The organism is Chryseobacterium sp. LJ668 (genome assembly GCF_019613955.1).
Taxonomy (GTDB): domain Bacteria; phylum Bacteroidota; class Bacteroidia; order Flavobacteriales; family Weeksellaceae; genus Chryseobacterium.
The window spans coordinates 3,115,722-3,139,037 of sequence record NZ_CP080443.1 but is presented as its reverse complement, the minus strand read 5'-3'; the positions used below and the strand labels follow the sequence as shown (position 1 = coordinate 3,139,037).

Genomic DNA, 23,316 nt, shown 5'->3' with positions numbered 1-23,316 from the left:
AGTTATATAATTTTGAATTTTAGATTATGGATTTTGAATTATACATTCGGTCTCAATTTTACTTGAAGTGTTTTAACAATTGATGTTAAAATATTTACAATACTTTGTATATCTGTTTTATATTTTGATTCATCAAATTTTACTAATTGAGACTGTGATAATAAATCAATCCAATACTGAGTTTCTCTTGCCTCTTTACTAGCTATGGACATTTTATGAAGAAAATCCTTTTCTGAAAATCCAGCTAAAGCTTCCTGAACATTTGCACCAATAGAAGTCCCACTTCTCAATAATTGCTTTGAAAGAATAAATTCATTTTGAGATTTACATATTTTATATAACTCAATAATTGATAATGCAAAATTGAATGTCTTTTCTTTAATTAAATTTTCCTTTTGCATTAATCCAAAATTTAAAATTCAAAATTCAAAATTATTTTATAGAAGTTCAAAGATTGAAGCTGCACCCTGCCCAGTTCCAACGCACATTGAAACCATTCCGTATTTGTTTCCGCGTTTTCTCATTTCGTCAAGAAGTTGAACGGTAAGTTTTGTTCCGGTACAGCCAAGTGGATGACCCAAAGCAATTGCACCTCCATTCACATTCAGAATATCAGGATTTAAGTTTAATTCTTTTTTAATTGCAACTGATTGTGATGCGAAAGCTTCGTTTAATTCAATCAATTCTATATCTTTTAATTCTAAACCTGCCTGTTTTAAAGCTTTTGGAATTGCATAAATTGGTCCCATTCCCATGATTCTTGGTTCAAGACCTGCTGCAGCATAAGCTACTAATCTTGCTTCAGGTTCAAGACCCAATTCTTTTACCATTTCTTCAGACATTACGATAACAAAAGCTGCTCCGTCACTCATTTGAGAAGAGTTTCCTGCAGTTACGCTTCCTCCGTTGGCGAAAACAGGTTTTAATTTAGCTAAACCATCCAAAGAGGTATCTAATCTCGGACCTTCATCTACAGAAAAATCAAACTTTTTAGTCTGCATTTTCTGGTTTTCATCCAAGAAATTATATTCTACAGGAATTGGAACAATTTGACTGGCAAATTTCCCTTCCTGATTCGCTCTCAAAGCTTTCTGGTGTGATTCGAACGCAAACTGATCCTGTTCTTCACGAGAAATATTAAATTGTTTTGCAACTTCTTCTGCAGTGTAACCCATTCCCCAATAATAATCGGGATTGGTTTTTGCGATTTCCGTTTCCGGAACAGGTTTATAACCACCCATCGGAATGTACGACATGGATTCTGTTCCACCTGCGATGATACAATCTGCCATTCCTGCCTGAATTTTTGCTGAAGCAATCGCAATCGCTTCACTTCCTGATGCACAATATCTGTTGACGGTAACACCGGGAACTTTGTCGGTATTTAATCCCATTAATGAAATCAAACGGGCAACGTTTAAGCCTTGTTCAGCTTCCGGCATTGCATTTCCCACGATTAAATCGTCAACTCTGTCTTTATCTAACTGCGGAACGGCTTCCATCAGTTTTTCGATCACTGTTGCTGCCATTACGTCGGGACGCGTGAAGCGGAGTGAACCTTTTGGTGCTTTTCCAACGGCGGTTCTGAACCCTTTTATGATGTATGCTTGTTTTGACATTTTTTTAATTTTTTAAAATTTTTAAATAATTCTATCTGAGCCCTTAATTTGAAAATTATAAAACTCTTCATGTTTTTTAAATATTAAATTTTTAATTCCAATATTTTCTAAAAACTTATAATGATTTACTAAATTAACAGTCCAATATGTTTCATTTTGTGTTTCTTGATTAAAGTGAATAAAGTTATAGAATAACAAAAATTGTTCATTAAGATTTAGTTGGGATTGAAAAATGTTTGCATATTGTTTGTATTTTTTATAAGCCATTTTTTTGTCACTATAATTTTTTGATTCTAATTCTTCATTTTCTCGAATAAATTTTAATATGTGATATACATTTCTACAATAATGACTAATTATTTCTTGATAATTATCAAAATATAAACTGAACAGATATAGAATTTTATTTTTATGAGTTTCTAATTTATTATTGTTTTCATCCCATTCATCAATGTATGCCAATGAAGGTTTAATATTCAAACTGTCTTCATTTAAATTTTTAAAAAAATTATCGTCTTCATCAAATTTTTCTTTTAAAGATTTGATTACTAATTCTGAATTAATTTGATCATCAAATACTCCTGCATCGTGAATATGAAACTCTCTGTAAAATTTTGTAAAATCATTTCTCAAGAATTCAAAAATTTCAAATCCGTTTAAGTAACCGTATTTAACTACTCCGAATTTTCGCATATTTTCTGAATCTTCTTCTGCAGAATCCCCAGTAACCCTTTTTAATCTATAATCCAAAAATAAATTCTTTTTTAATTCATTATGAACATTAAGCATGTTGAAAAAGGTAGTTTCAAATTTTTGTTGTGAAAATAAATCTCGTTGTAACTTTAGTTCTTTTTTTTGACTTGAATAAGTTATAAAAATTAGATATGTGGCGAAAATTGAAACAATAGTTCCTAAATAACCTCCAATAAAGTCTCCTGTTGTCCCAAGTGAACCCAAGACATTGGTATCCTTAAATTTTAAGAAGAGTAAAAGAGTTGTGAAACTAATAAGTAACAGACTTCCCCAAATTAGAAATGTCATATCTCGCTTTTTCATTTATTCTAATTCCTAAGAGGCTTTCCTTTCTGCAACATAAACTGAATCCTTTCTAAAGTTTTTCTTTCACCACATAGTTGAAGGAAAGTTTCTCTTTCAAGATTCAATAAATATTGTTCAGTCACAACAGTAGGTTCAGAAAGATTTCCACCAACTAAAACATTAGCTAATTTATCAGCAATTAATTTATCATGTTTTGAGATGAAATTTCCGGTTAACATTTGATCCGTTCCAACATAGAACATTCCTAGAGCATCTTTTCCAAGAACTTTTACGGTTTGTTCGATGGGTTGAGTGTAACCGTGTTCTGCCAAACTTTTCGCCATCATTTTTGCAGTCATGATTTGACGTTTTTTATCTACTACGATAACATCTTTTCCTTTTTCAAGAATTCCCATATCGTATGCTTCGTACGCTGACGTAGCAACTTTACCCATTGCAATATTCATGAATGCTTCACGTAGTCTGTTGTTTTTCACATCATCACTGTGGAATTCTCTTGAAGTTCTCAAAGCAAATTCTTTCGTTCCGCCACCGCCGGGAATGACACCAACTCCGGTTTCAACCAATCCGATATAAGTTTCTGCTGCTGCGACAACTCTGTCAGCGTGCATGGTCATTTCGCAACCTCCACCAAGAGTCATTCCGTGAGGAGCTACTACAACAGGAATTGAGGAATAACGAACCCTCATCATCGATTTTTGGAAATAAGCGATTGCCATATTCAAATCGTCCCAATCCTGTTCGATGGCCATCATTAAAATCATCGCTAAATTTGCTCCTACAGAGAAATTGGCACCTTGATTTCCAATAACTAATCCGTCATATTCTTTTTCAGCTAAATCAATCGCTCTGTTTAATCCATCTAAAACTTCGCCTCCAAGAGAATTCATTTTAGAACGGATTTCAAAGTTGATAATTCCATCGCCCAAATCTTCAATAGAAGCTCCTGAATTACTCCAAAGTGTTTTGTTTTTTCTGATATTATCTAAAATGATAAAGGCATCCTGTCCAGGAATTTTATTGTATTCTCCTGAATTTTTATCAACGAAAATACTTTGTCCATCCTCATTTATTTTATAGAAAGATTCAACATTTTTCACCCAGTCTGAAACTTCGTAACCAGCTTCTGTAGCCAATTCAATTCCTTTCTGAACTCCAACTGCGTCCCAAATTTCAAAGGGCCCGTTTTCCCATCCGAAGCCTGCACGCATTGCATCATCAATTTTGTACACTTCATCAGAAATTTCAGGAACTTTGTGAGAAACATAAGCGAATAATGCTCCCAAAGATTTTCTGTAAAGCTCACCGGCTTTATCTTTTCCGCCAATTAAAACTTTAAATCTGTCAATCGGTTTGTCAATATTTTTAGTTAATTCTAAAGTCGGAAAAGAAGATTTTCCTTGCATTTCGTATTCTAACGTATCCAGATTTAATCCGTGAATTTCAGATTTTCCATCGGCACTTTTCACTTTTTTATAGAAACCTTGTTCGGTTTTTGATCCCAACCATTTGTTATCTACCATTTTCTGAATATAATCAGGAAGTGAGAAAACATTGTTGAAATCATTCGCCTCAGCACCGCTGTTACGAACACCGTTGGCAACCATTACCAAAGTATCTAAACCAACAACATCGGCAGTTCTGAATGTTGCAGATTTTGGACGACCAATAATAGGACCTGTTAATTTATCAACATCAGAAACATTTAAACCTAATTTCTGAACATTGTGAAGCAAATCCATCATTGAGAAAACCCCAATTCTGTTGGCAATAAACGCAGGTGTATCTTTTGCTAAAACGGTTGTTTTACCTAAAAATTTGGCTCCGTAGTTCATGTAGAAATCTGCAATTTCCGGATCTGTATCATGTGTTGGAATCACCTCCAGAAGAGGAAGATATCTTACCGGATTAAAAAAATGCGTTCCGGCAAAATATTTTTTGAAGTCGTCAGTTCTTCCTTCAACCAATAGATTAATCGGGATTCCAGAAGTATTAGATGAAACTAAAGTTCCAGGTTTTCTGAACTGTTCAATTTTTTCGTAAACTGATTTTTTAATGTCTAGTTTTTCAACTACCACCTCAATAATCCAATCAGTATCTTTTATTTTCAGTAAATCATCATCAAAATTTCCGACTGTTATTCTTTCAGCAAATTTTGGAGAATAGAGCAGAGCCGGACTTGCTTTTTTCAGTTTTTCAAAGTTTTCAGAAGCGATTCTGTTTCTTACCGCTTTATCATCTTTGGTCAAACCTTTTTTCTGTTCTGCTTCGCTGAGTTCGAAAGGAACAATATCGAGCAGAGACACCTGCACTCCGATGTTGGCAAAGTGCGCAGCAATACCGCTTCCCATAATTCCTGAACCTAAAACAGTAACATGTTTGATTCGTCTTTTCATTAGATTATATTTATTTTATTATTGGTCTTGAATTTTATTAGTTTTATTTTCTGTTATTGATATCGGTAGCGATCTTCATAATTTCAACCATTACTTCTTTAAAGGTTTCCAGCTTTTCTGGAGCAATTTTCTCCATTACTTTTTTATTGAAGTTAACAACTACTTCTTTTGAGAGGTTTCTTGAGTTCAAACCTTTATCTGTAAGTTTTATAATCACCTCCCTTTTGTCTGTGGTGGTTTTTTCCTTATAGATATAGCCGTTGTCTTCAAGAAGTTTGATAATTCTGGTGAGGGAAGTTGGCTCGATAGCCATTTTAGGACCAAGATTGGTACTTCTGGTACCTTCTTTTGGATCAATTTTTAATAAAGTAAGTGCCTGAACTGCGGTAGAATCATGCTCCTGCGCAAGCTCGGTATACATTTTTGAAACAGCTAACCAGGTCTGCTTCAAAATAAGGTCGACATTTTCCGTTTTTTCTTTATTATTATCCATCATATTTTTGCAAATCGTTTTATCAAATTTAGTAAATATTATGCATGCATAGTATTTATTAACATTAAAATTTGTTAATAATCAGATAATCAATTACTTAAATTGTATGATTAGCATAATACTATGCATGCATAGTATGCGATATACTTAATGAATAATGAAATTTAATGTAGTTTCTTGATAAATTTGACGATTTCTTCAAAAGATTCACATTGCTGCTCCGAATTATTGTAGGAAATCATCCAAAATCTATTTTGAAAATCAAAATTAAGATGAGAGAGATCTTTTTGGAAATTTTTCTGAAGGAGAGAATATAACATTTCTTTGTGAACTCGCGGTGCTGAGATCTGTGGAGCTACAAATTTATCATTGATTTGAAATAAGGCAGCATTCGTGAGTTCATCATGCTGAATCAAAACATCTTCTACAATTCCGGAATACAATTGTGTATCTTTTACATACCACATTTTATCAGCAAATTCTTTTGCCAATCTCCAGTCATGGGATGAAAAAAGGATCAGCTTATTCTGTTCTTTGGCTAGTTTTCGCAGGGTTTTAAGAATAATTAATTTGTTTTTTTCATCCAGATGAGTTGTCGGTTCATCTAAGATGATAATAGGAGAATTCTGCGTTAAGGCTCTTCCAATAAATGCTTTTTGAAGATTTCCGTCTGAAAGATTTTTGAGAAGTGTGTCTTTATATTCATTTAAATTTAATTCTTCAATAATTTTTTTAACCTCCTGCTTGTCTTTTTCTCTGAGCTCGAAGTAAAAAGGATAATATATATATTTTCCTAATGAAATAAGGTCTTCAACAGTATAATTCTGTGGAATTATCGATTTTGAAAATACAACTGCAACATTTTCAGCGATCTCTTTTACCGAAAGTTTTGTTACATTTTTGTTATTTATTAAAATTTCTCCTTTTAATAAAGAATTTTGATGAAGAATTGATTTGATTAAGGTTGTTTTTCCTACACCGTTATTACCAATCAAAAGGCATACCTCACCTAAATTCAAATGTGTATTTACATTTGAAATTAAAGTTTTGTCGTAGCCGATGTTTGTTTGGTTGATTTGTAGGAGCATATTTAAATAGAAATAAGTATTATAAATAATATAAGAGGAACAAGGCTAAAAATAAAATATAAAAATTTATAGTTTTTAACTTTCCATAAGCTGTAAATTCCTAAAATTAATGATCCCGAAAATGCTGAAGGCATTGCAACCATGAACCACCAATTATGACCATAAGAGTAAATCCAATGTTTATCCAAGCTCATTCTAAACATTCTTGAATATTCCAGAATTGCAAAACTTACTACAAACAAAAATATGTTTGCAATAATTAATTGTTTTTGTGATATTCTGATTCTCATTTTATTATTTGTCATACTAGAAACATCTCCACAAATTTAATTTAGATTCCTTCTGAATGACAAATTAAACGTTTTATTTTCAAATTAATAATGAAAATTACTCTCAATCATCTGTGCAATCTGCCAAATCAGCGAGAGATTTTAAAATTAATAATTTATAATTAATTTTTACGCTTTATTCTGCCTCAAAAGCATCATCAAAATCACCGGAATTCCAAATATGGAGCTTATTACATTCAAAGGAATTTGCGTTTTTTCAGCAGCAACTGAAAAGAGCAGCATGATAAGCATACCTAAAAACATATTCAAAATCCATTGTTGCCAAAGTTTTGCAGGGTTATAAATCAATCTGCAGAAATGAGGTACGATGATTCCGATAAATAAGATAGGCCCTAAAAAAGCTGTGATAGAAGCAGATAAGAGTGAAGAAGTCACAATGATCAATATTTTTAAATGATTTAAATTAACTCCTAAACTTTGTGCATAAGAACTTCCTAAAGAATTTCCTATTAAAGGTTTGATGGTTTTAAAACAAAAAAATAATCCAATCCCGACTAAAATTGATAGTACGATAATCTGATTTCTAGAAACCATATTATTAGCTCCAAAAGACCATAAAATATAGTTTTTCAGACTTTGATTTTCAGCGTAAAACTGCAAAAGAGAAACGATTGCTCCTGCAAACGCCGAAACCAAAAATCCGAAAATGATTAAATATGATTTGTCTTGAAATTTATTGGACATTGAGAGTAAAACCAACATCAGAAGTAAACTTCCGATAATCGCAGATAAACTTAAAAAGCTGTTTTTTAAAAATTCAGGAAGTAAAATGCTGTGCGAAAAAAAAATATAAAATGCGACAGATAAACTTGCAACCGAAGTGATGCCTAAAATATCCGGACCGGCAAGAGGATTTTGAAAGTATTCCTGCATTAGAAAACCCGAAGTTGGGATGGAAATTCCTGCTAAAAGCATGACCAACACCCTATTGATTCTAATTTCAGCGATTTGTCCATTTTCAGAATCTTGCAAAAAATCCGTAAGATTTAAATGCAAAAATCCTGTGTTCAGATTAATGACCGCCGTAATTACAATTGCGATAATTAATAATAAACACAGGATTTTAAATTTTTTTGACATTAAAAACTCTAAAAATTATTTAAGAAAAGAATCAATTTTAGAATTTAATAATTCAGGAGTCATCATCCCTAAATATTCATCAGTTTTGTCCCCTTTTCTCATGTAGGTAAACGGAATTGCTCCGCCGTCCCATTTTTCAAAGTTATTTTTAAAAAACTTTTCATCCAGCTGGCTGCCATCTAAAAGAATGGTGTTGTTACGGATACCCAGTTTATCTACAAAAACGGGAACTTCAGAAGCCCAGACTTCTTTAGTGTCTAAACTGATAAATGTGATTTTTACAGGCTGGTCTTTTAATTCTGAAATCTTATCTTTAAAATGTGGAATTTCTCTTACACAAGGCCCACACCAGGTTGCAAAGAAATTGGTTACATATAAAGTGTCATTTTTAGTCTGAAGAAAATCTGTTGTTTGCTGCGAATTTAATACCTTTAGTGATACAGCTGCGGGAACAGATTCCGGACTTTTATTTGAAATTGAATCTATAACTGCAGTATTTTCCGATTTTTCAGCCTCTTTTTTACAGCTAAAAAGGGTGGCAGCTAAAAATGCAGATAAGAGTAACTTTTTCATAAAGTAAATATTCTATTGTTAAATAAGATATACGATTGGTATTTCTCATTGGTTTTGAAGGCAAGAAAATTGCGTTAAGGTTAATATTGTAATATTTTTTTCTCTATTTTTGAATTGAAGTATGGAACAACAAATCTATAAAGGAAAACTCACGCAGTTTCACTGGTTAAAAATAGCTAAAAAGGAAGACCTGACCAAAAATACTTTTTCGCTGGAGCTTGAGATTCCGGAAAATCTAAAGGAAATTTTTACATTTGAAGCAGGTCAGTTTGTCAGTATAAAATTCAAATCCCACGGCGAAGAAATCATTAACGACTATTCAATGACTTCGGCTCCGTACGAGCAAAAAATATCTTTGGGCATTAAAGTGGGCTCCACCGATGGTGCAACTTCTCAGTTATATGAAAATTATCAAGTTGGTGATGACCTACTAGTGAGTGTGCCAAACGGAAGATTTACACTGATTTCAAAACCGAGTGAATTTCGGACGATCGTCGGTTTTGCCGGAGGAATCGGTATCACACCTATATTGAGTCATTTCAAAAATATTCTTCATAACGAACCAAGAACAAGATTGTTTTTATTTTTTGGAAATAAAAACTCTGAAGAGCTTATTTACCGTGAGTTATTAGATAATCTTGCACGACAATATAATAACAGGCTCCATATATTCTATTTTTATTCACAGGAAAAAACACCTGATCGGTTTTTCTATGGAAGGCTGGATGCCAAAAAACTGAATTTAATTATCAATCAGATTCTGCATTTGGATGATACCGATGAAGAAGCCACCATCTGGGATGCGGTAGATGAAGTTTTGATATGCGGAAAAGGGGAGATGATTAAAACGCTTGCCAATGCATGTTATCATCACGGGATCCGAAAAGCAAATATTCATTTTGAGCTTTTTGAAGAATTTAATGATGATATTTATCCTGTAGAAATAGAATCTCCTCTGATTGAAAATGTGCAGATAGATTTTAAAATGTTAGGTAAAAAATATCAGGCCGAACTTCCCAATAATAGAGAGAAAATTCTGCAGCAGCTATTGGTTCAGAATTTCCCGGTACCTTATTCCTGTAAATCCGGAATTTGCGGGAGCTGTGAGTGTACTTTGGAAGAAGGCGAGGTTGAGCTCTTAGAAAATGAATATTTAACAGAAAAAGAGGAAGCCCAGGGAAAAATTCTGGCCTGTATGTCGATAGCGAAAACTAAGAAAATAAAGCTTAACTTTGATTTCAATTGAGAATCATCCGGAACATATTTAAACTTATTATTTCATCAATAGAATTGTTTTTTCTTTTGATATGCTTGTCGAATATCTGGGTTTTTGGTCTTACCAACGGTAGAACGTACAATAAAATTTCAAAAATTCCTCCAAGGGAAGTGGCTTTGGTTCTGGGGACTTCTCCAAGAATGCAATCGGGAGTTTCCAATCCGTATTTTACCAAAAGAATGGATGCCACGGCACTGCTTTATCATCACGGAAAGATAAAAAAAATCATTGTAAGCGGTGAAAAAAGCCAAGGGTATAATGAGCCTGCAGCCATGAAAAACTATCTGATTTATCAGGAAGGTGTGCCCGAAGATATCATCATTGAAGATCCAAAAGGATTCAATACCTACAAAAGCATTCTGCGCTGTAAAGATGTTTACAAAAAGAAAAACGTGATTATCGTTTCACAAGGATTTCACAATCTTCGGGGCTTATTTTTTGCCAGAAACAACAATATGAATGCTTTGGGATTTGATGCTCAGGATGTCAACAAGCCCGAAAGTTTCTACAGAAACCAGTCGAGAGAAATTATTGCCCGAGTGGTCGCTGTAGTTTATTTTGTTCTTGGCATTTCTCCAGATTAGAAAGGATATCCGAATGCTATATTCAGTGTAGGTTTCAAAGGCTGAAACTGATTAAATCTCCATCTTTCTCCGTCAGGTTGATTCGGATCGTAAATTTTATAGGCTAAATCTACTCTTAATGTAATATAAGCAACATTTACTCTCAACCCGAAACCACTGCCAACACCCATTTCACGGATGAATTTGTTAAATTTAAATTGGTCACCAAATCCACTGTTATCTGTATTCCAGATGTTTCCGATATCGGTGAAAATCGCACCTTCATACATGTCATTAAATGGAATCCTGTATTCTAAATTGGTTGTCAGTTTGATATTTCCCATTAAATAGGTACGAACTCTTTCGTCAACCTGTGAACCTCCGGGACCTAAACCTCCGAATGCCACCCATGCACGAATATCATTTGAACCACCATTAAAATAAGATCTCACAAAAGGCATTGAAGAAGAATTTCCGTAGGGAATTCCCAATCCGATAAACTGACGCAATACTAATGATTGATTTCCGTTGAATTTAAAATATTTTCTAACATCAAAATCAAATTTGACAAATTGTGCATACGGAATCCCAAAAATTGTTCTTTCCGGGCTTCTAATAATTCCTCCACCGTCATCTCTCTTCTGATTGAAAACGCTTAAAATATTTCCGGCCAGTTCTACTTTTCCGTTAAAGTAAAATGCATTAGGATAATCTTTTTTCCCGATCTCGTTATAGATAAAATTATATACAAAAGAGGAGATGATAACATCCTGGGTCTGCCTGTCTTTATTGACTAATGTACCTAAAAATTCAACCATTCTGTTTCCTCTTTCCGGATCTAGTGTTGATATATAATTTGTATCTGCAATAATCTGTTCAGATACCTGATCTCTCGTCAATGCACCAGATAGAAACTGTTGTTGTAATTGTGGATTGTAAACAAAATAATCATCAAAAACAGCCCTTCTAACTGCATCATCATTAACGAAGAAATCATAATAATTGTCTTTATTTTTAGTTAAACTAAATAATGTATTAAATAATGTCAGTCTGTGAGATGACTGATCATTTACGTTTGCAAAATAATTTAAGCCCGTATTGAAATTCACCCTTCCCAAACCAATATTATTTTGAATTGACGTTCCTAAGACGATAGAAGAAGTAGGAGTATATCTTTTGGGGATCAGTTTGTAATAATCAAATGGCAGAAGCAGACGTGGGAAATTCAGTGCTGCCTGTGCGGATATTTCATAGGCTAAAATTCTTTTGTCTAAATTTTTAGGATTTCTTATTGAACCAAATGTACCCGAAACACTTGTTGAAAGGTTCTCTGCACCCTTGAAAACATTTCGTGTAGTTAAATCAACCGAAGGTGAAATTCCCAAATTTAGTAATTGAGAATAGTTAATGTCTGTTCCTACTTTTACTTCATATTTTGGGAGCGGTTTAAGCAGATATAAGACATCGATGATGCTGTCGTTAGGTTTTGCTGCTCCACCTTGTCTGAGGGAATCTTTAGCCTTTAAAATGCTGAAATTATTCATGGCAATAAAATTCCGTTTAGTTAAATCAAGTTTTCTCTGATTATAAACAGATTTATTGTCGATAATAATTGCTCTCCAAAGCGCATTGGTCTTATAATTATCGTTCATTTTATGAAAACGAACTCTTCTGAGGCTATCTTTCACCGTTTTTTTACCGAAATCACTTGGTTCATCTACAATTGCAACGTCGATATTTCCAATCGTAGCCACTTTGTATGGAGAATCTGCAGAATCTTTATGAATTTCAAGCGTTAAAGGAATTTGTTTTCTACTTTTTAAAGAATCGGCAATAAAACCAACTTCATCATTACCATTATTAAACTTATAATATCCGCTGTTGCGCATCAAATCATTGAGTCTTGTAACTTCTTTTTCAAGCACGGTCTGATCAAGAATTTTGCCCGATTTTACGAGTGTTTCATTAATTTGTTGCTGATAGATATTTTTAATTCCCAAATCAGGAATGTTGTAATAATAATCTTTAATGTATGTAGGGCTATTGTGTTTAATAAAATAGGTAACTGCCGCTTTTTTTGCTGTAGAATCCAGATCATGTTTAAATTTTACTTCAGAATCCCAATATCCTCTGTAGGTCATCCTTTTCTCAATTGATTGAGCACTTTTTTCAGTTCTTGTCTGGTCCAAAATTACTGGTGGCGTTCCAAAATTGTGTAAAATCCTGTCCCACAACAAACTCTTACCCACACTGCTTTGCATATTATATTTAACGAATAAGGAATCCCTCAGCTTTTGATTTCTCATCTCGCTTGGATAGGTCAGATATTCGCTGAATAGCGTATCGTATTTTGGGTTTGCAGCATTATGAAGCAGAAGTCCCAATGGTATGAAAAGAAACTGTTTCTTATTGGGCTTTTGCTGTACATAATTCTTTAATTCATCATCAAAAAATTCTTTCTTATCTTCAAACTTAAAGTTGTTTTTTGTGAGCAGAAATTCACCATCGGGAACCTTTTTTGTCGTACTGCAAGCGTAAAGGACACCAATAACAGTTGCAAATGATAGAATTTTATAATATTTTTGAGGAGAATTCTTAAAATGCTTACAGCTCATACAATAAAAGTTTTACAGTCTTTAGATAAAAAGAAGTTCAGGCAAAAATACAATTTGTTTTTGGTAGAAGGGAATAAAATCATTTCCGAACTTCCCAATTCTAACTTTAAAATTAAAGAAATATTTTCTACAAATCTTCAAAATTTAGATTTTGACAATACTGTTTTGCACCAAATTACTGAAAATGAACTAAAAAAAATTAGTTTTCTTCAAAATCCCAAAGATTCTGTAGCAGTTTGTGAACTAAAACAAGACTTAAAACTAGAAGATCAAAGCATTCAATTGGTTTTAGACGGAATTCAGGATCCTGGCAATTTAGGAACAATGATACGTCTTGCAGACTGGTTTGGGATCGAACAGATTATTTGCAGTGAAGATACAGTAGATTTCTATAACCCAAAAGTGATTCAGGCGAGTATGGGGTCTTTTATGAGAGTAAATATCGTGTATTGTAATTTGGTCGATTTTCTGTCCGAAACTAAAAATACAAATATAGGAACCGATATGGAAGGTGAAAATATTTATTCGTTTAAAAAACCTAAAAAACTTAATCTGATTCTAGGAAACGAAGGTAAAGGAATGCGGATTGAAACAGAAAAATTACTACAAAAGAAAATCTCAATCCCAAGATTTGGAAAATCGCAATCTACAGAAAGCCTTAATGTTTCTATGGCAGCAGGAATTATTTTAGGACAGATATATTCTAACCAAAATGATTAGATACTAGAAATTAGAATCGGTTTAATACAACATGTAAAAACTACATCTAATTTCCAATAACTAATTTTAAATAAGTTGCTCCATACTGGATACACTTTTGCTTTTTTGATAAGCTTCCAATTTTTTTCTGACGAATTTTAAAGCCATTGGTGCTACATAAATCAACACTGCTCCAAGAATTTTCTTTTTCCAGTTTGAACTTCGCATATTTTTCTTTGCATAGTTGGCAACAAAAGCAGTGACTGCAAGTTTGACAACTGTATCTAAAGCATCACCTTTAAATGCACTTCCGGCTAAACCCATTGCTGCATTTCTGTTTAGAAAAAGATCTTTCACCTCAGAAGTTAACTGCTTTGCAATGACATCTTTTCTAAGAACCGTTGTTTCTTCACCGTCTTCATCTATTTTTTCTTTCAGATACTGATCTGTAAGGCCATTGGTGAATGCACTTAAACTTTCTTTGGTGTTTTTGAAAGTCAGCAATCCTTCCAAATCCTGTATTTCACTTTTTAAAAGCTTTTTCTTTCTTCTTAACTCTTCCAGACTTTCGTAATTTCTGCTCATAAATTAGTGATTTAAAAATTCGATTACTTTATTTGCGACCATGTTTACAATTCGTTTTTTAAATGTAATAACTATAATCATTATTAGCAAATAAAATGCTGCTACAATTAAAAATCCATAAGAAGTATTATTCAATAGTTTACCTATAAAAAATGCCAATCCAAAATTAAAAAGGATAATAAAAAAAGCAAAAGCAACTAATAAAGTAACGAGATAGGCAACAACTCCAGCAGATATTGATGATTTTTCTGTGGCTTCTATTTTCAGAAGGTCAATTCGCTTCGATGCATATTCTTTTATAGTTTCTATCATTGTTTTTTTTTAAAAGTTACAAAAAAAGGAACTTTAATATGGTCAAAGTTCCTTTTATCATTTTTAGTAAATGAATTTATCCTTTCAGATCATTCAATCCTGTTTCAACATCTTTTACGATATCAGTAGTCTTAGAAACAATCTGATCTTTATATTTATCGTAACCATCTTTTACGGTATGAGCTACGTTACTTGCAGTTTCTTTAAAGGTAGTAGAGATATTTCCGTACTGATCTTTTACTTTTTCAGAAACTTCACCGTATTTGTTTTTAGCTTCTTCTTTCAGATCGTTCGCTTTTGTTTTAATTTTTTTTCTCGTTTCCTTACCTTCTTCAGGAGCATACAACATTCCTAAAATCACTCCTGCTGCTGCACCTGCAAGAAGTCCCGCTAAAATACCCGCTGTATTATTCTCTTTTTTAGACATTTTTTGTTTTTTTAATTATGGTTAATAAATATTTATACCTCCAATCTTACAATTTATATACCAAATGACAAATTTGGTATATAAAATTGTTATTTTTTTACATATGCAAGGATGCTTTCTATAGTCTCTTTCTTTGTAAGCATCGTATTATCAATTACTATTGCGTCGTTGGCTTGTTTTAACGGGGCAATTTCCCTCTCACTGTCGATTTTATCCCTGGCAATAAGGTTTTCTTTCACCTGCTGCTCATCAGTATCAATTCCGAGATGAAGCAATTCCTGGTATCTTCTATTAGTTCTTTCTTCAATACTGGCAGTGAGAAAAAATTTAAAATCGGCATTGGGTAAAACGACAGTGCCAATATCTCTGCCATCCATTATAATTCCGCCTTTTTGTGCCAGATTGCGCTGAGATTCCATAAGAAAATCTCTAACTTCTTTTTGTTTTGCAATGAAACTTACATTTTTTGATACTTCATTTGAGCGGATTTCTTTTGAAACATTGATATGATTGAGAAATAATACCAGTTCGCCGCCATCATTTTTAAATTCTAGCTCAATGAGGGGAAAAGAATTAAAAAGCTCAGAAAGATTGATAGTTTCATCGTCATTTACACAATTCTGCAGGGCAAACCAGGTAATACCACGATATAGAGCTCCTGTATCTAAATGTACAATTCCTAACTTTTCGGCAATAATTTTTGATATGGAACTTTTCCCTGTTGATGAGTATCCGTCAATCGCTATCACTGGTTTTTTCATACTACAAATTTCAAAAAAAATTCTGAAAATTCAAGAAATATCAAATATATTCTTAAATTTTTTAGGTTTAAAGTATGAGATTATTCTCCCTGATGACCGCTAAGATCGACTGAAATTCCGATTTGGTTGACATTCGAAGAATTATGGTATCTCACATGCGCATAATCAATACGAAATCTTGAAACCTTAAGTCCGAAGCCTGCAGAAAGTCCGGAGAAGTTTCTTTGATCGGCAACAGCTAGTTCGTTTCCTCTTCTGACATTATATCCTAATCTAAAATTGAAACTTTTTTCAGGAAAAAGCTCTGCTCCTAAAGAAAAGTGATCGGCAATCTTTCTTCCGATATTCACTTCCTGTCCGTTGACATTGAGCTCAGATGAAATATCGAATTCCTGTAAATCGTGTGCAGTAATTGTAATTGCAAGAGGAAAGGCTTTTAAGATTTTTGTATATCCCAAATCTATTCTGAATGGCAAATTTTCTCTATCACCATTGAAAGATTTTAGCTGATATCCAAAGTTTCTTAATACGACAGAAACTACTTCTTTACTTTGTTTTGGATGGTAAGTAACGCCCAACGTTCCTGCCAATGCAGAAGAAGTATAGGTGTCGATTTTTGAAGTAATAAAATTCAACCCACCGCCAATCGTCCAGTCTTCTTCAAACTGATAAGCATATCCACCGCCAACGGCAACGTCTGAAGCTGAGAATTCTCCCATTTCAAAACCGCTGTCATCGGTTCTCGGGATATTTCCGTAGCTCATATAGCGTGCGTTCACAGTAACCATGTGACCATTATCAAGATCTTTTGCGTAGGCAATCGTTCCGTACTTTGAATCTGCGAGATATGCTGTTGCGTTTACAGAAAGCTGTTTGTCAGACTCCTTATTTAGCAAAGAAGGATTAGCTATGGCAAAAGAAACATCATGATCTCTCGCTGTGATAGCATCACCACCCAAAGAAGCCTGTCTTGCAGAAACAGGAATATTCAGAAACGGATATACGTTTGTTCCAGTTTGAGCAAATGAAACAATTCCCGAAAGAAATAGTGAAAAAATTAGAACTTTCTTCAAATCAGTAATTAATTAATGCAAAAATAATCCTTTTTCGTACTTATCAAAATATTTACTCCATTATTTAGTATTAAATATTTTCTTTTTTCAATATTTATAATGATTATATTTGCAAAGTTAATTTCCGAGGAAATTAAACCTTAAAAAACTATTATAAATTTAAAGATGAAATATAAAAGAATCCTTCTAAAACTGAGTGGTGAGGCATTGATGGGGAACAGACAGTACGGTATTGATACCGAAAGACTGATGGAATACGCTCAGGAAATCAAAAAGGTAGTAGACCTTGGCTGTGAAATTGCTATCGTCATTGGAGGAGGAAATATTTTCCGTGGTGTTGCGGGTGCTGCAAAAGGTATGGATAGGGTACAGGGTGATTATATGGGAATGCTTGCAACCGTTATCAACGGAATGGCATTACAAGGTGCTCTAGAAGATGCCGGAATCAGAACCAGACTGCAATCTGCCATCGAAATGGATAAAGTCGCTGAACCATTCATCAAAAGAAGAGCCGTAAGACATCTTGAAAAGGGTAGAGTAGTGATCTTCGGGGCGGGTACAGGAAACCCTTATTTTACCACAGATACTGCAGCAACTCTAAGAGCTATAGAAATTGATGCAGAAGTTATATTAAAAGGAACCAGAGTAGACGGAATCTACGATAGCGATCCTGAGAAAAACGAAAATGCAGTAAAATACAACTCCCTATCTTTCGACGAAGTTTTTGAAAAAAATCTTAAGGTAATGGATATGACGGCATTTACATTAAGCCATGAAAACAAATTGCCCATCATTGTGTTTGATATGAATAAGGATGGTAATTTAGTGAAGATTGTTGAAGGAGAATCTGTCGGAACTTTAGTGAATATTTAAAATAAATAAAAATAAAAGGCAAAGTAAAAAGAAATAATATTCATTACTTATTGCTAAAAAAATGTGTAACCTTTCAAATTTTTATTATATAATGGAAGAATTAGATCTTATTGTAGAATCTGTAAAACATGATATGGAAGCAGCTATAAAGCACTTGGATCATGCATTTCAAAGAATCAGGGCGGGACGTGCGTCTACAAATATGGTGCAGGATGTGATGGTAGAGTATTATGGTGCTCCGACTCCTCTTAATCAGGTTGCTAACGTTTCTGTGCCCGATGCGATGACCATTTCTATTCAACCTTGGGATAGAACAGCAATTGGAGCTATAGAAAAAGCAATCATCAATTCAAATTTAGGCTTTGCGCCTTCCAATAATGGTGAAAATATTATCCTTAATGTACCGCCTTTGACAGAGGATAGGAGAAGAGAGCTAGCCAAACAAGCTAAAGGAGAAACCGAAGATACTAAAATTGTTGTGAGAAACGCAAGACAAAACGGGATCAAAGAATTAAAGAAACTTGAGGGTATTTCTGAAGATGCTATAAAAAGTGTAGAAGAAGAAATCCAGGTGCTTACTGACAAGCATGTGAAACTTTGTGACGATCATCTTAAGACGAAAGAAGCTGAAATTATGAAAGTGTAATTTTCAGTTTTAAATTATACTAAAAGTGGTTTCGATAAATTCGAAACCACTTTTTATTTCTAGAGACAATTGATTTTGCCTTTTTGATCTTTATTTTTCATGAGCAGATCAAATGTTTTCTGCAATTCATCAATCGAGCAGTTTTTCAGTTCTTTATTCTCAATATTTTCAGATTTGGAATTGTTTTTTAAGCTTGATTTTAAAGTATATTTTTTCTCCAAACATTGAATCGGTTTACCTTCAGCAATATAATATCTTTGCTCAGTGATGTCATCTCTAGTTTCGGGTTTTTCCGATGTACCGCCGTCAAAGCTCCAAACTGTTTGCTGCTGAAAAATAAAGTAAGGTTTTCCATCATTCACAAAATAATTTTCCGTTGAAGAAAAATGACTGTCTGCATTGAAGTGTTTCATCACTTTTAAAACTCCGTTTTCAGAATAGTAGACAACATTTCCTGATCGTTCTTCACATTCGTAATCAAAACTTACAGAGTCAAGTTTTTTCGCGATCAATTTTGAATTGACCACATTGTATTCTTTTTTAATTTCTTCAACTGAATTTAAATTATTTTTTATTTGTAGAGAATCTCCGCTTGTTTTTGAAAATAAACTGTCTGAATTTTTAAAATGATCAGTTCTATTATCTTCTTTTTTACAGGAAAGTACTACAAATGCACAAGAGATTAAAAGTAGATTCTTCATTATAGCAGTTTTAAGATCTAATGTTCTTCAAACAAAAAATGTGCGATAAAATATCAGAGTATTAAAATTTAGCTTCAAATCCTGTCTTTAAAGCTTTTTTTTCAGGTTCGGTCAGACTTCTTTTATAAATTTCTTCCCATATTTCCGCTGCATGCTCAAAAGATTGTACACCAAAATTTCTAACATTTGCAGCCCAAAGTAAAATGGCAAAATCTTTCTTATTATAAAGTAGGTCACCAAAACGAATAGATGGTGCATCACCGTATTTTGCTTCTACTTTTTTCGAAAAATCCAATTTTCCGCCAATGCTTTCTTTTTTGATATAATTTTCTTTTTCAGTGTGTTGAGCCGAAGCAGAAATGCCAATGGTGATCAAGAATATAAAAAGTAATTTTTTCATAATTAAAATTTTAGATTGCTGAAATTAAAGATAGAAATAAATTTATGCATAAAAAAACAACTACAAAAGCAGTTGTTTTTTCTTTATGCTGAAATTAGTTATTTACAGTTTTCGTTATAATCATAAATGACTTCGTTGACTATTGATAATTTATCAACCGTTGCGTTTTTGATCTCATCTCTGATGAATTTTCCAAGACCTGATCTTTGCTTTTCTTCTTTCTTTAAAGAACCATATTCGCCTTTAGCTGCTTTAGATTTTGTAGATGGACAGTCTGCAATAGCAATTTTTACTTTTGCAGGAGTAAAATCTTCCACTTTACCTCCTTTTTTTGAATATACATAATCTGGTGAAGTTCTTAATCTCTCATTCTCCTCCGAATTGTAGGCTGCAGCAGAGGTTGGGTAGCCGTACATTTTATATACCTTAATCTTTCCATCCATTACAATTTCTGCAAATTGCGAATTTCTCGAAAGATTATTCAATGCTTTTATACCTGCACCTAAACCGGTAGCATTATCAGAACTGTTCAGCGCTTCTCTTTTATTGGTGTACTTGATCGATTCAAAAACTCTCGGCGTATCACCATCATAGAGCATATATTCTTTGATATCATCTGCATCATAAGTTTTAAACTTGATCTTGTTTTTTACTTTATCAATATCGGCGACTGCAGCAAACTTTACCTTCGACTGGTTCTGCCACGGACTGGAATAACTTCCGTTCAAATGCACGACACCTTCTATTTTTTTGCCGGATTTGTCAACAATGTATCCGTATTTTTCACCATTATATGTAGTTTCTTCCTGAGCATATGCATTTAATGAAAATAGCCCGAAAAGCCCAATAAGTAATAATTTTTTCATAGAATTTATAATTAAAATTTAGTTCGTAAATATGAGATTTTTTTTTGTAATCCTAATATATAACAATTATTAGTTAAGCCTAAAAAACCCGGGAACTTGTTTCCGGATTTTTGTTTATTGATAACGTTTATGCTCTTTATCTTTTACAAAAAGTTTTGTAAGTGGTTTAAAGAACGCTTTATATTTTTCTGAATCAAATAATTGAGAATCTGTAAGAGCTTTATAAGTCATTAAAACTCCAAACGGGAATAAGATGATATTTGGAAGCCATGCCGCAAGATACGGACTCATTTTTCCGGACCAGGCAACGTTTTCGAAACCTACATTAATTACATAGAATACAATAAAAATTACGATGGCTACGATAACTGGAACACCCATGCCTCCTTTTCGAATGATTGATCCTAAACTTGCGCCGATCATAAAAAATATAATACAGGTAAATGAATAAGAGATAATTCTCTGCTGGTAAATAACAACTTTATTAAAATATTTTACGCTTGGTTTAAGCTCTTCATCTTTTGAATCAAGTGTGGATTTAAGATTATCAAGTCTGCTGTGAGCATTATAGATCATTTCCAGCTTTTTATCTTTTTTTATGGTGTCAAACTTATATTGTGATTTTACAGGAGCTTTCGCTTTGTTTTTATCCATATAACTTACGACTGAACTGGTTTGCGACAGCACTTCATTACCTACATTCTCCGTCAATTTTGTATTGTCTTTTCTAGTTTTGTCGATTGTGGTAAACAATTCATTAAAAGTCTGAAATCGGTAATCTTCAGTTATTCTTTCCTGTTCAATCGCTTTATTGATAATTTCACTAATGTCGAAATGAGAAACCAATGTGTCAAATTTTATTGCCTGATCGGGTTGCTTTAACCTTACATTTTCAGCTTTTCCGGCATAGCTGTCTTCAAACACATAGCCATTATATAATACAAGTTGTAAATAATTTTTGTTTGCAGGCGTTACGAATTTTCCTTTTTCTGCGACTATAGACTGTTGGTTTTCGAAAGTACTCGCTTTTTTATGAATGAATATTCCTTCGAGCTTACGTCCGTCTTCACCTTCAATTTTATCAAATTTTACCATATAGCCGGGAATCTGATCAATAAACTGCCCAGGTGTAAAATTTAAAGCAGGTTTGGTCTGAGCAATATTGAAAAGCATATTTTTGGCTTTCCTTTGGAAGTCTGGAATGATATTGTTTGAAAAAAAATAGAGTATTATGGCCATTAGGGTAACGACTCCCAAAAGAGGCATCATTACTCGGGTCAAAGAGATTCCGGCGGCCTTCATGGCGGCAAGTTCGTATCGTTCACCAAATTCCCCGAAGGACATGATGCTTGCCAGAAGTATCGTTAAAGGCAATACCATACTTACAACGTTCACTCCCAAATAGAAAAGAAGCTTCATGATCTGTAACGTTGTAAGACCTTTCCCCATAAACTGCCCTAGCTGAATCCAGACAATGTTTACAATGAAAATGAAAAACAATACACTGAATATAAAAAAGAACGGACCAAAAAAGGTTTTAATGATATATCGGTCTAATATTTTAAACATTCGCCAAAATTAATGAAAAAGCCACAAAGTTTCCCTTGTGGCTTTAAATTTTATATATATTTAGAATTATAATTCTGTGACAAGATAATTCTTATACTTATTCTTATCAAAAACAAACATATTTGCGTCTAATTGCTGGTTTTCTTTGTATTCTTTGATGGCGATCACGGCAATGTCTTTGTTGTTTCCGTGCTGTTCTAATTTAAGCATCTGCTTTTTTGCACCATCGATATAAATATAGATGTATTTTAATCCGTTTGCTTTTACCGGGGTCAATTTAATGAAATCTGCACTTACACCGTCTATGGTTTTTTTTCCGTTATAAGAAACGTTGTAATCTTTTCTGTACGATGTAAGATAATTGATTGGAGAGAACATTGTAGAGCTTTCATTAGGCTTGGCTACCGTCACTTCCTTATCTTCTGTATTGATATTATAGATCTTGCTGCCATCGAAAATCTGCTCGGTTTCCATGATCTTCAATTTGTATTTATCTCCGGCTGTATAGTAAATACCGGGTTCGTTTTTGTTGACGGTTCCATTAATACCGCTTCCAAAGGCAAATTTGAAATATGAATTCTTTTTAGATTTATAATTTGCTGTCACATCATCCAGTATTTTTTTTGCTTTGGCATCAATTTTTTGTGCCTGAACAAAAGCAATACTTCCGATTACAAAACTTCCAAATATTATTTTTGAAATTATTTTTTTCATGATTTTCTACTTTTACTGTTCTTTAGACACTTTGCAATGTCTAAAGTTAAATTCCTTTTTAACTTCGCAGGTCTTCCAAAAATTGTTCCAACTATTGATTATTTCCTTTTCTGATACTCCATCAAAAAGTTGTAGATCGCATTCTTAAAAGAATTTTTTAAATTTTTTCTCTCAGAACCGCCACCTGCATTTTTAAATTTTCCGACAGTTTCATAATTCCCAAAACTTGTGTGAAAATTGATTTTGGTAATAAGCTCAGCACTTGACAATTTAAAGTCCCAATTTGCTTCTAAAACCTTTACATCTATATTCGAATCAGGATAACTTCCGGTTTTTAAATTTAATTTTGTTTCTTCAGCCATTTCTAAAACAGCTGCAGCAAAAGTCTCTTTAAAATCTGGCTGTGCGACATTTCCTACATATGCACCTTCCATATTAATGATTTGTGCACCTGTTTGAAATGTTAGATTTTTTTCACGGTAATATTCTGGGTTTAGCTCATTACTCGTATAATTTTGTACAGTAGAGCAGCTAATAAGAGAAACTAAAAATAAAAAATACAATAATTTTTTCATCAC

At 33.3% G+C, this 23,316-nt stretch carries 25 protein-coding genes; 5 read left to right on the top strand and 20 right to left on the bottom strand.

All coding sequences use genetic code 11. The features are described from left to right. Positions 1-38: 38 nt before the first annotated feature. From K0U91_RS14665 to K0U91_RS14630, 8 genes are all read right to left on the bottom strand, one after another. On the bottom strand, positions 39-401 hold the full coding sequence (locus K0U91_RS14665; RefSeq protein WP_220179271.1) for a four helix bundle protein: 363 nt from the start codon (positions 399-401) through the stop codon (positions 39-41). A gap of 36 nt (positions 402-437) precedes the next feature. Beyond that, complete coding sequence (locus tag K0U91_RS14660) at positions 438-1,619, bottom strand: thiolase family protein (protein WP_220179270.1); 1,182 nt, start codon at positions 1,617-1,619, stop codon at positions 438-440. A 21-nt stretch (positions 1,620-1,640) separates the two neighbouring features. Next, on the bottom strand, positions 1,641-2,675 hold the full coding sequence (locus tag K0U91_RS14655; RefSeq protein WP_220179269.1) for a putative phage abortive infection protein: 1,035 nt from the start codon (positions 2,673-2,675) through the stop codon (positions 1,641-1,643). Positions 2,676-2,680: 5 nt separating this feature from the next. Further along, positions 2,681-5,074 carry a 3-hydroxyacyl-CoA dehydrogenase/enoyl-CoA hydratase family protein gene (locus tag K0U91_RS14650; RefSeq protein WP_220179268.1) on the bottom strand — a complete coding sequence of 798 codons (2,394 nt, stop codon included), beginning with the start codon at positions 5,072-5,074 and terminating at the stop codon, positions 2,681-2,683. Between the two features lie 43 nt (positions 5,075-5,117). Continuing rightward, on the bottom strand, positions 5,118-5,567 hold the full coding sequence (locus K0U91_RS14645; protein WP_219969598.1) for a MarR family winged helix-turn-helix transcriptional regulator: 450 nt from the start codon (positions 5,565-5,567) through the stop codon (positions 5,118-5,120). Between the two features lie 164 nt (positions 5,568-5,731). Then, positions 5,732-6,655 (bottom strand): ABC transporter ATP-binding protein, encoded by a 924-nt coding sequence (locus tag K0U91_RS14640; RefSeq protein WP_220179267.1) that lies wholly within the window; start codon positions 6,653-6,655, stop codon positions 5,732-5,734. A 458-nt stretch (positions 6,656-7,113) separates the two neighbouring features. Continuing rightward, a complete protein-coding gene (locus K0U91_RS14635; RefSeq protein WP_220179266.1) occupies positions 7,114-8,085 on the bottom strand; it encodes a FecCD family ABC transporter permease in 972 nt (323 codons plus the stop codon). 15 nt (positions 8,086-8,100) lie between these two features. Continuing rightward, entirely contained in the window at positions 8,101-8,658 is a 558-nt protein-coding gene (locus K0U91_RS14630; protein WP_219969014.1) for a TlpA family protein disulfide reductase, read from the bottom strand. A 121-nt stretch (positions 8,659-8,779) separates the two neighbouring features. Here K0U91_RS14630 and K0U91_RS14625 point away from each other — a divergent pair, with 121 nt between their 5' ends. Both K0U91_RS14625 and K0U91_RS14620 read left to right on the top strand, forming a co-directional pair. Continuing rightward, positions 8,780-9,904 carry a flavin reductase family protein gene (locus K0U91_RS14625; RefSeq protein WP_219969015.1) on the top strand — a complete coding sequence of 375 codons (1,125 nt, stop codon included), beginning with the start codon at positions 8,780-8,782 and terminating at the stop codon, positions 9,902-9,904. After that, entirely contained in the window at positions 9,901-10,518 is a 618-nt protein-coding gene (locus K0U91_RS14620; protein WP_219969016.1) for a SanA/YdcF family protein, read from the top strand. The genes K0U91_RS14625 and K0U91_RS14620 overlap by 4 nt, the downstream gene beginning before the upstream one ends. Here K0U91_RS14620 and tamL read toward each other — a convergent pair. Further along, complete coding sequence (gene tamL / locus K0U91_RS14615) at positions 10,515-13,112, bottom strand: translocation and assembly module lipoprotein TamL (RefSeq protein WP_220179265.1); 2,598 nt, start codon at positions 13,110-13,112, stop codon at positions 10,515-10,517. The genes K0U91_RS14620 and tamL overlap by 4 nt on opposite strands. Here tamL and K0U91_RS14610 point away from each other — a divergent pair. Continuing rightward, entirely contained in the window at positions 13,098-13,832 is a 735-nt protein-coding gene (locus K0U91_RS14610; RefSeq protein WP_220179264.1) for a TrmH family RNA methyltransferase, read from the top strand. The genes tamL and K0U91_RS14610 overlap by 15 nt on opposite strands. A 66-nt stretch (positions 13,833-13,898) precedes the next feature. On the opposite strand, the gene K0U91_RS14605 is transcribed toward K0U91_RS14610, so the two are convergent. The 5 genes from K0U91_RS14605 to porQ form a co-directional block, all read right to left on the bottom strand. Beyond that, positions 13,899-14,396: a phosphoribosyl-ATP pyrophosphatase gene (locus K0U91_RS14605; RefSeq protein WP_219969019.1), complete on the bottom strand. Its 498-nt coding sequence runs from the start codon at positions 14,394-14,396 to the stop codon at positions 13,899-13,901. A 3-nt stretch (positions 14,397-14,399) separates the two neighbouring features. Then, positions 14,400-14,708 carry a phage holin family protein gene (locus tag K0U91_RS14600; RefSeq protein ID WP_219969020.1) on the bottom strand — a complete coding sequence of 103 codons (309 nt, stop codon included), beginning with the start codon at positions 14,706-14,708 and terminating at the stop codon, positions 14,400-14,402. 76 nt (positions 14,709-14,784) lie between these two features. After that, on the bottom strand, positions 14,785-15,135 hold the full coding sequence (locus tag K0U91_RS14595) for a YtxH domain-containing protein (protein ID WP_219969021.1): 351 nt from the start codon (positions 15,133-15,135) through the stop codon (positions 14,785-14,787). Between the two features lie 89 nt (positions 15,136-15,224). Beyond that, positions 15,225-15,896 carry a (d)CMP kinase gene (cmk, locus tag K0U91_RS14590; protein ID WP_220179263.1) on the bottom strand — a complete coding sequence of 224 codons (672 nt, stop codon included), beginning with the start codon at positions 15,894-15,896 and terminating at the stop codon, positions 15,225-15,227. 80 nt (positions 15,897-15,976) lie between these two features. Then, a complete protein-coding gene (porQ, locus tag K0U91_RS14585) occupies positions 15,977-16,969 on the bottom strand; it encodes a type IX secretion system protein PorQ (RefSeq protein ID WP_219969023.1) in 993 nt (330 codons plus the stop codon). 165 nt (positions 16,970-17,134) lie between these two features. Here porQ and pyrH point away from each other — a divergent pair, with 165 nt between their 5' ends. Further along, entirely contained in the window at positions 17,135-17,842 is a 708-nt protein-coding gene (gene pyrH, locus K0U91_RS14580) for a UMP kinase (protein WP_220179262.1), read from the top strand. 91 nt (positions 17,843-17,933) lie between these two features. Further along, the gene (gene frr / locus K0U91_RS14575) at positions 17,934-18,488 is read left to right on the top strand and encodes a ribosome recycling factor (protein ID WP_219969025.1); all 555 of its coding nucleotides are present in this window, start codon (positions 17,934-17,936) and stop codon (positions 18,486-18,488) included. A gap of 59 nt (positions 18,489-18,547) precedes the next feature. On the opposite strand, the gene K0U91_RS14570 is transcribed toward frr, so the two are convergent. From K0U91_RS14570 to K0U91_RS14545, 6 genes are all read right to left on the bottom strand, one after another. Further along, entirely contained in the window at positions 18,548-19,189 is a 642-nt protein-coding gene (locus K0U91_RS14570; RefSeq protein WP_220179261.1) for a hypothetical protein, read from the bottom strand. 61 nt (positions 19,190-19,250) lie between these two features. Next, entirely contained in the window at positions 19,251-19,589 is a 339-nt protein-coding gene (locus K0U91_RS14565) for a hypothetical protein (RefSeq protein WP_220179260.1), read from the bottom strand. Between the two features lie 98 nt (positions 19,590-19,687). Beyond that, entirely contained in the window at positions 19,688-20,455 is a 768-nt protein-coding gene (locus K0U91_RS14560) for a hypothetical protein (RefSeq protein WP_220179259.1), read from the bottom strand. Positions 20,456-20,569: 114 nt separating this feature from the next. After that, positions 20,570-22,024 (bottom strand): LptF/LptG family permease, encoded by a 1,455-nt coding sequence (locus K0U91_RS14555; RefSeq protein ID WP_220179258.1) that lies wholly within the window; start codon positions 22,022-22,024, stop codon positions 20,570-20,572. 66 nt (positions 22,025-22,090) lie between these two features. Beyond that, complete coding sequence (locus K0U91_RS14550; protein WP_220179257.1) at positions 22,091-22,738, bottom strand: LolA family protein; 648 nt, start codon at positions 22,736-22,738, stop codon at positions 22,091-22,093. A gap of 98 nt (positions 22,739-22,836) precedes the next feature. Next, a complete protein-coding gene (locus K0U91_RS14545; RefSeq protein WP_220179256.1) occupies positions 22,837-23,313 on the bottom strand; it encodes a hypothetical protein in 477 nt (158 codons plus the stop codon). Positions 23,314-23,316: the final 3 nt, after the last annotated feature.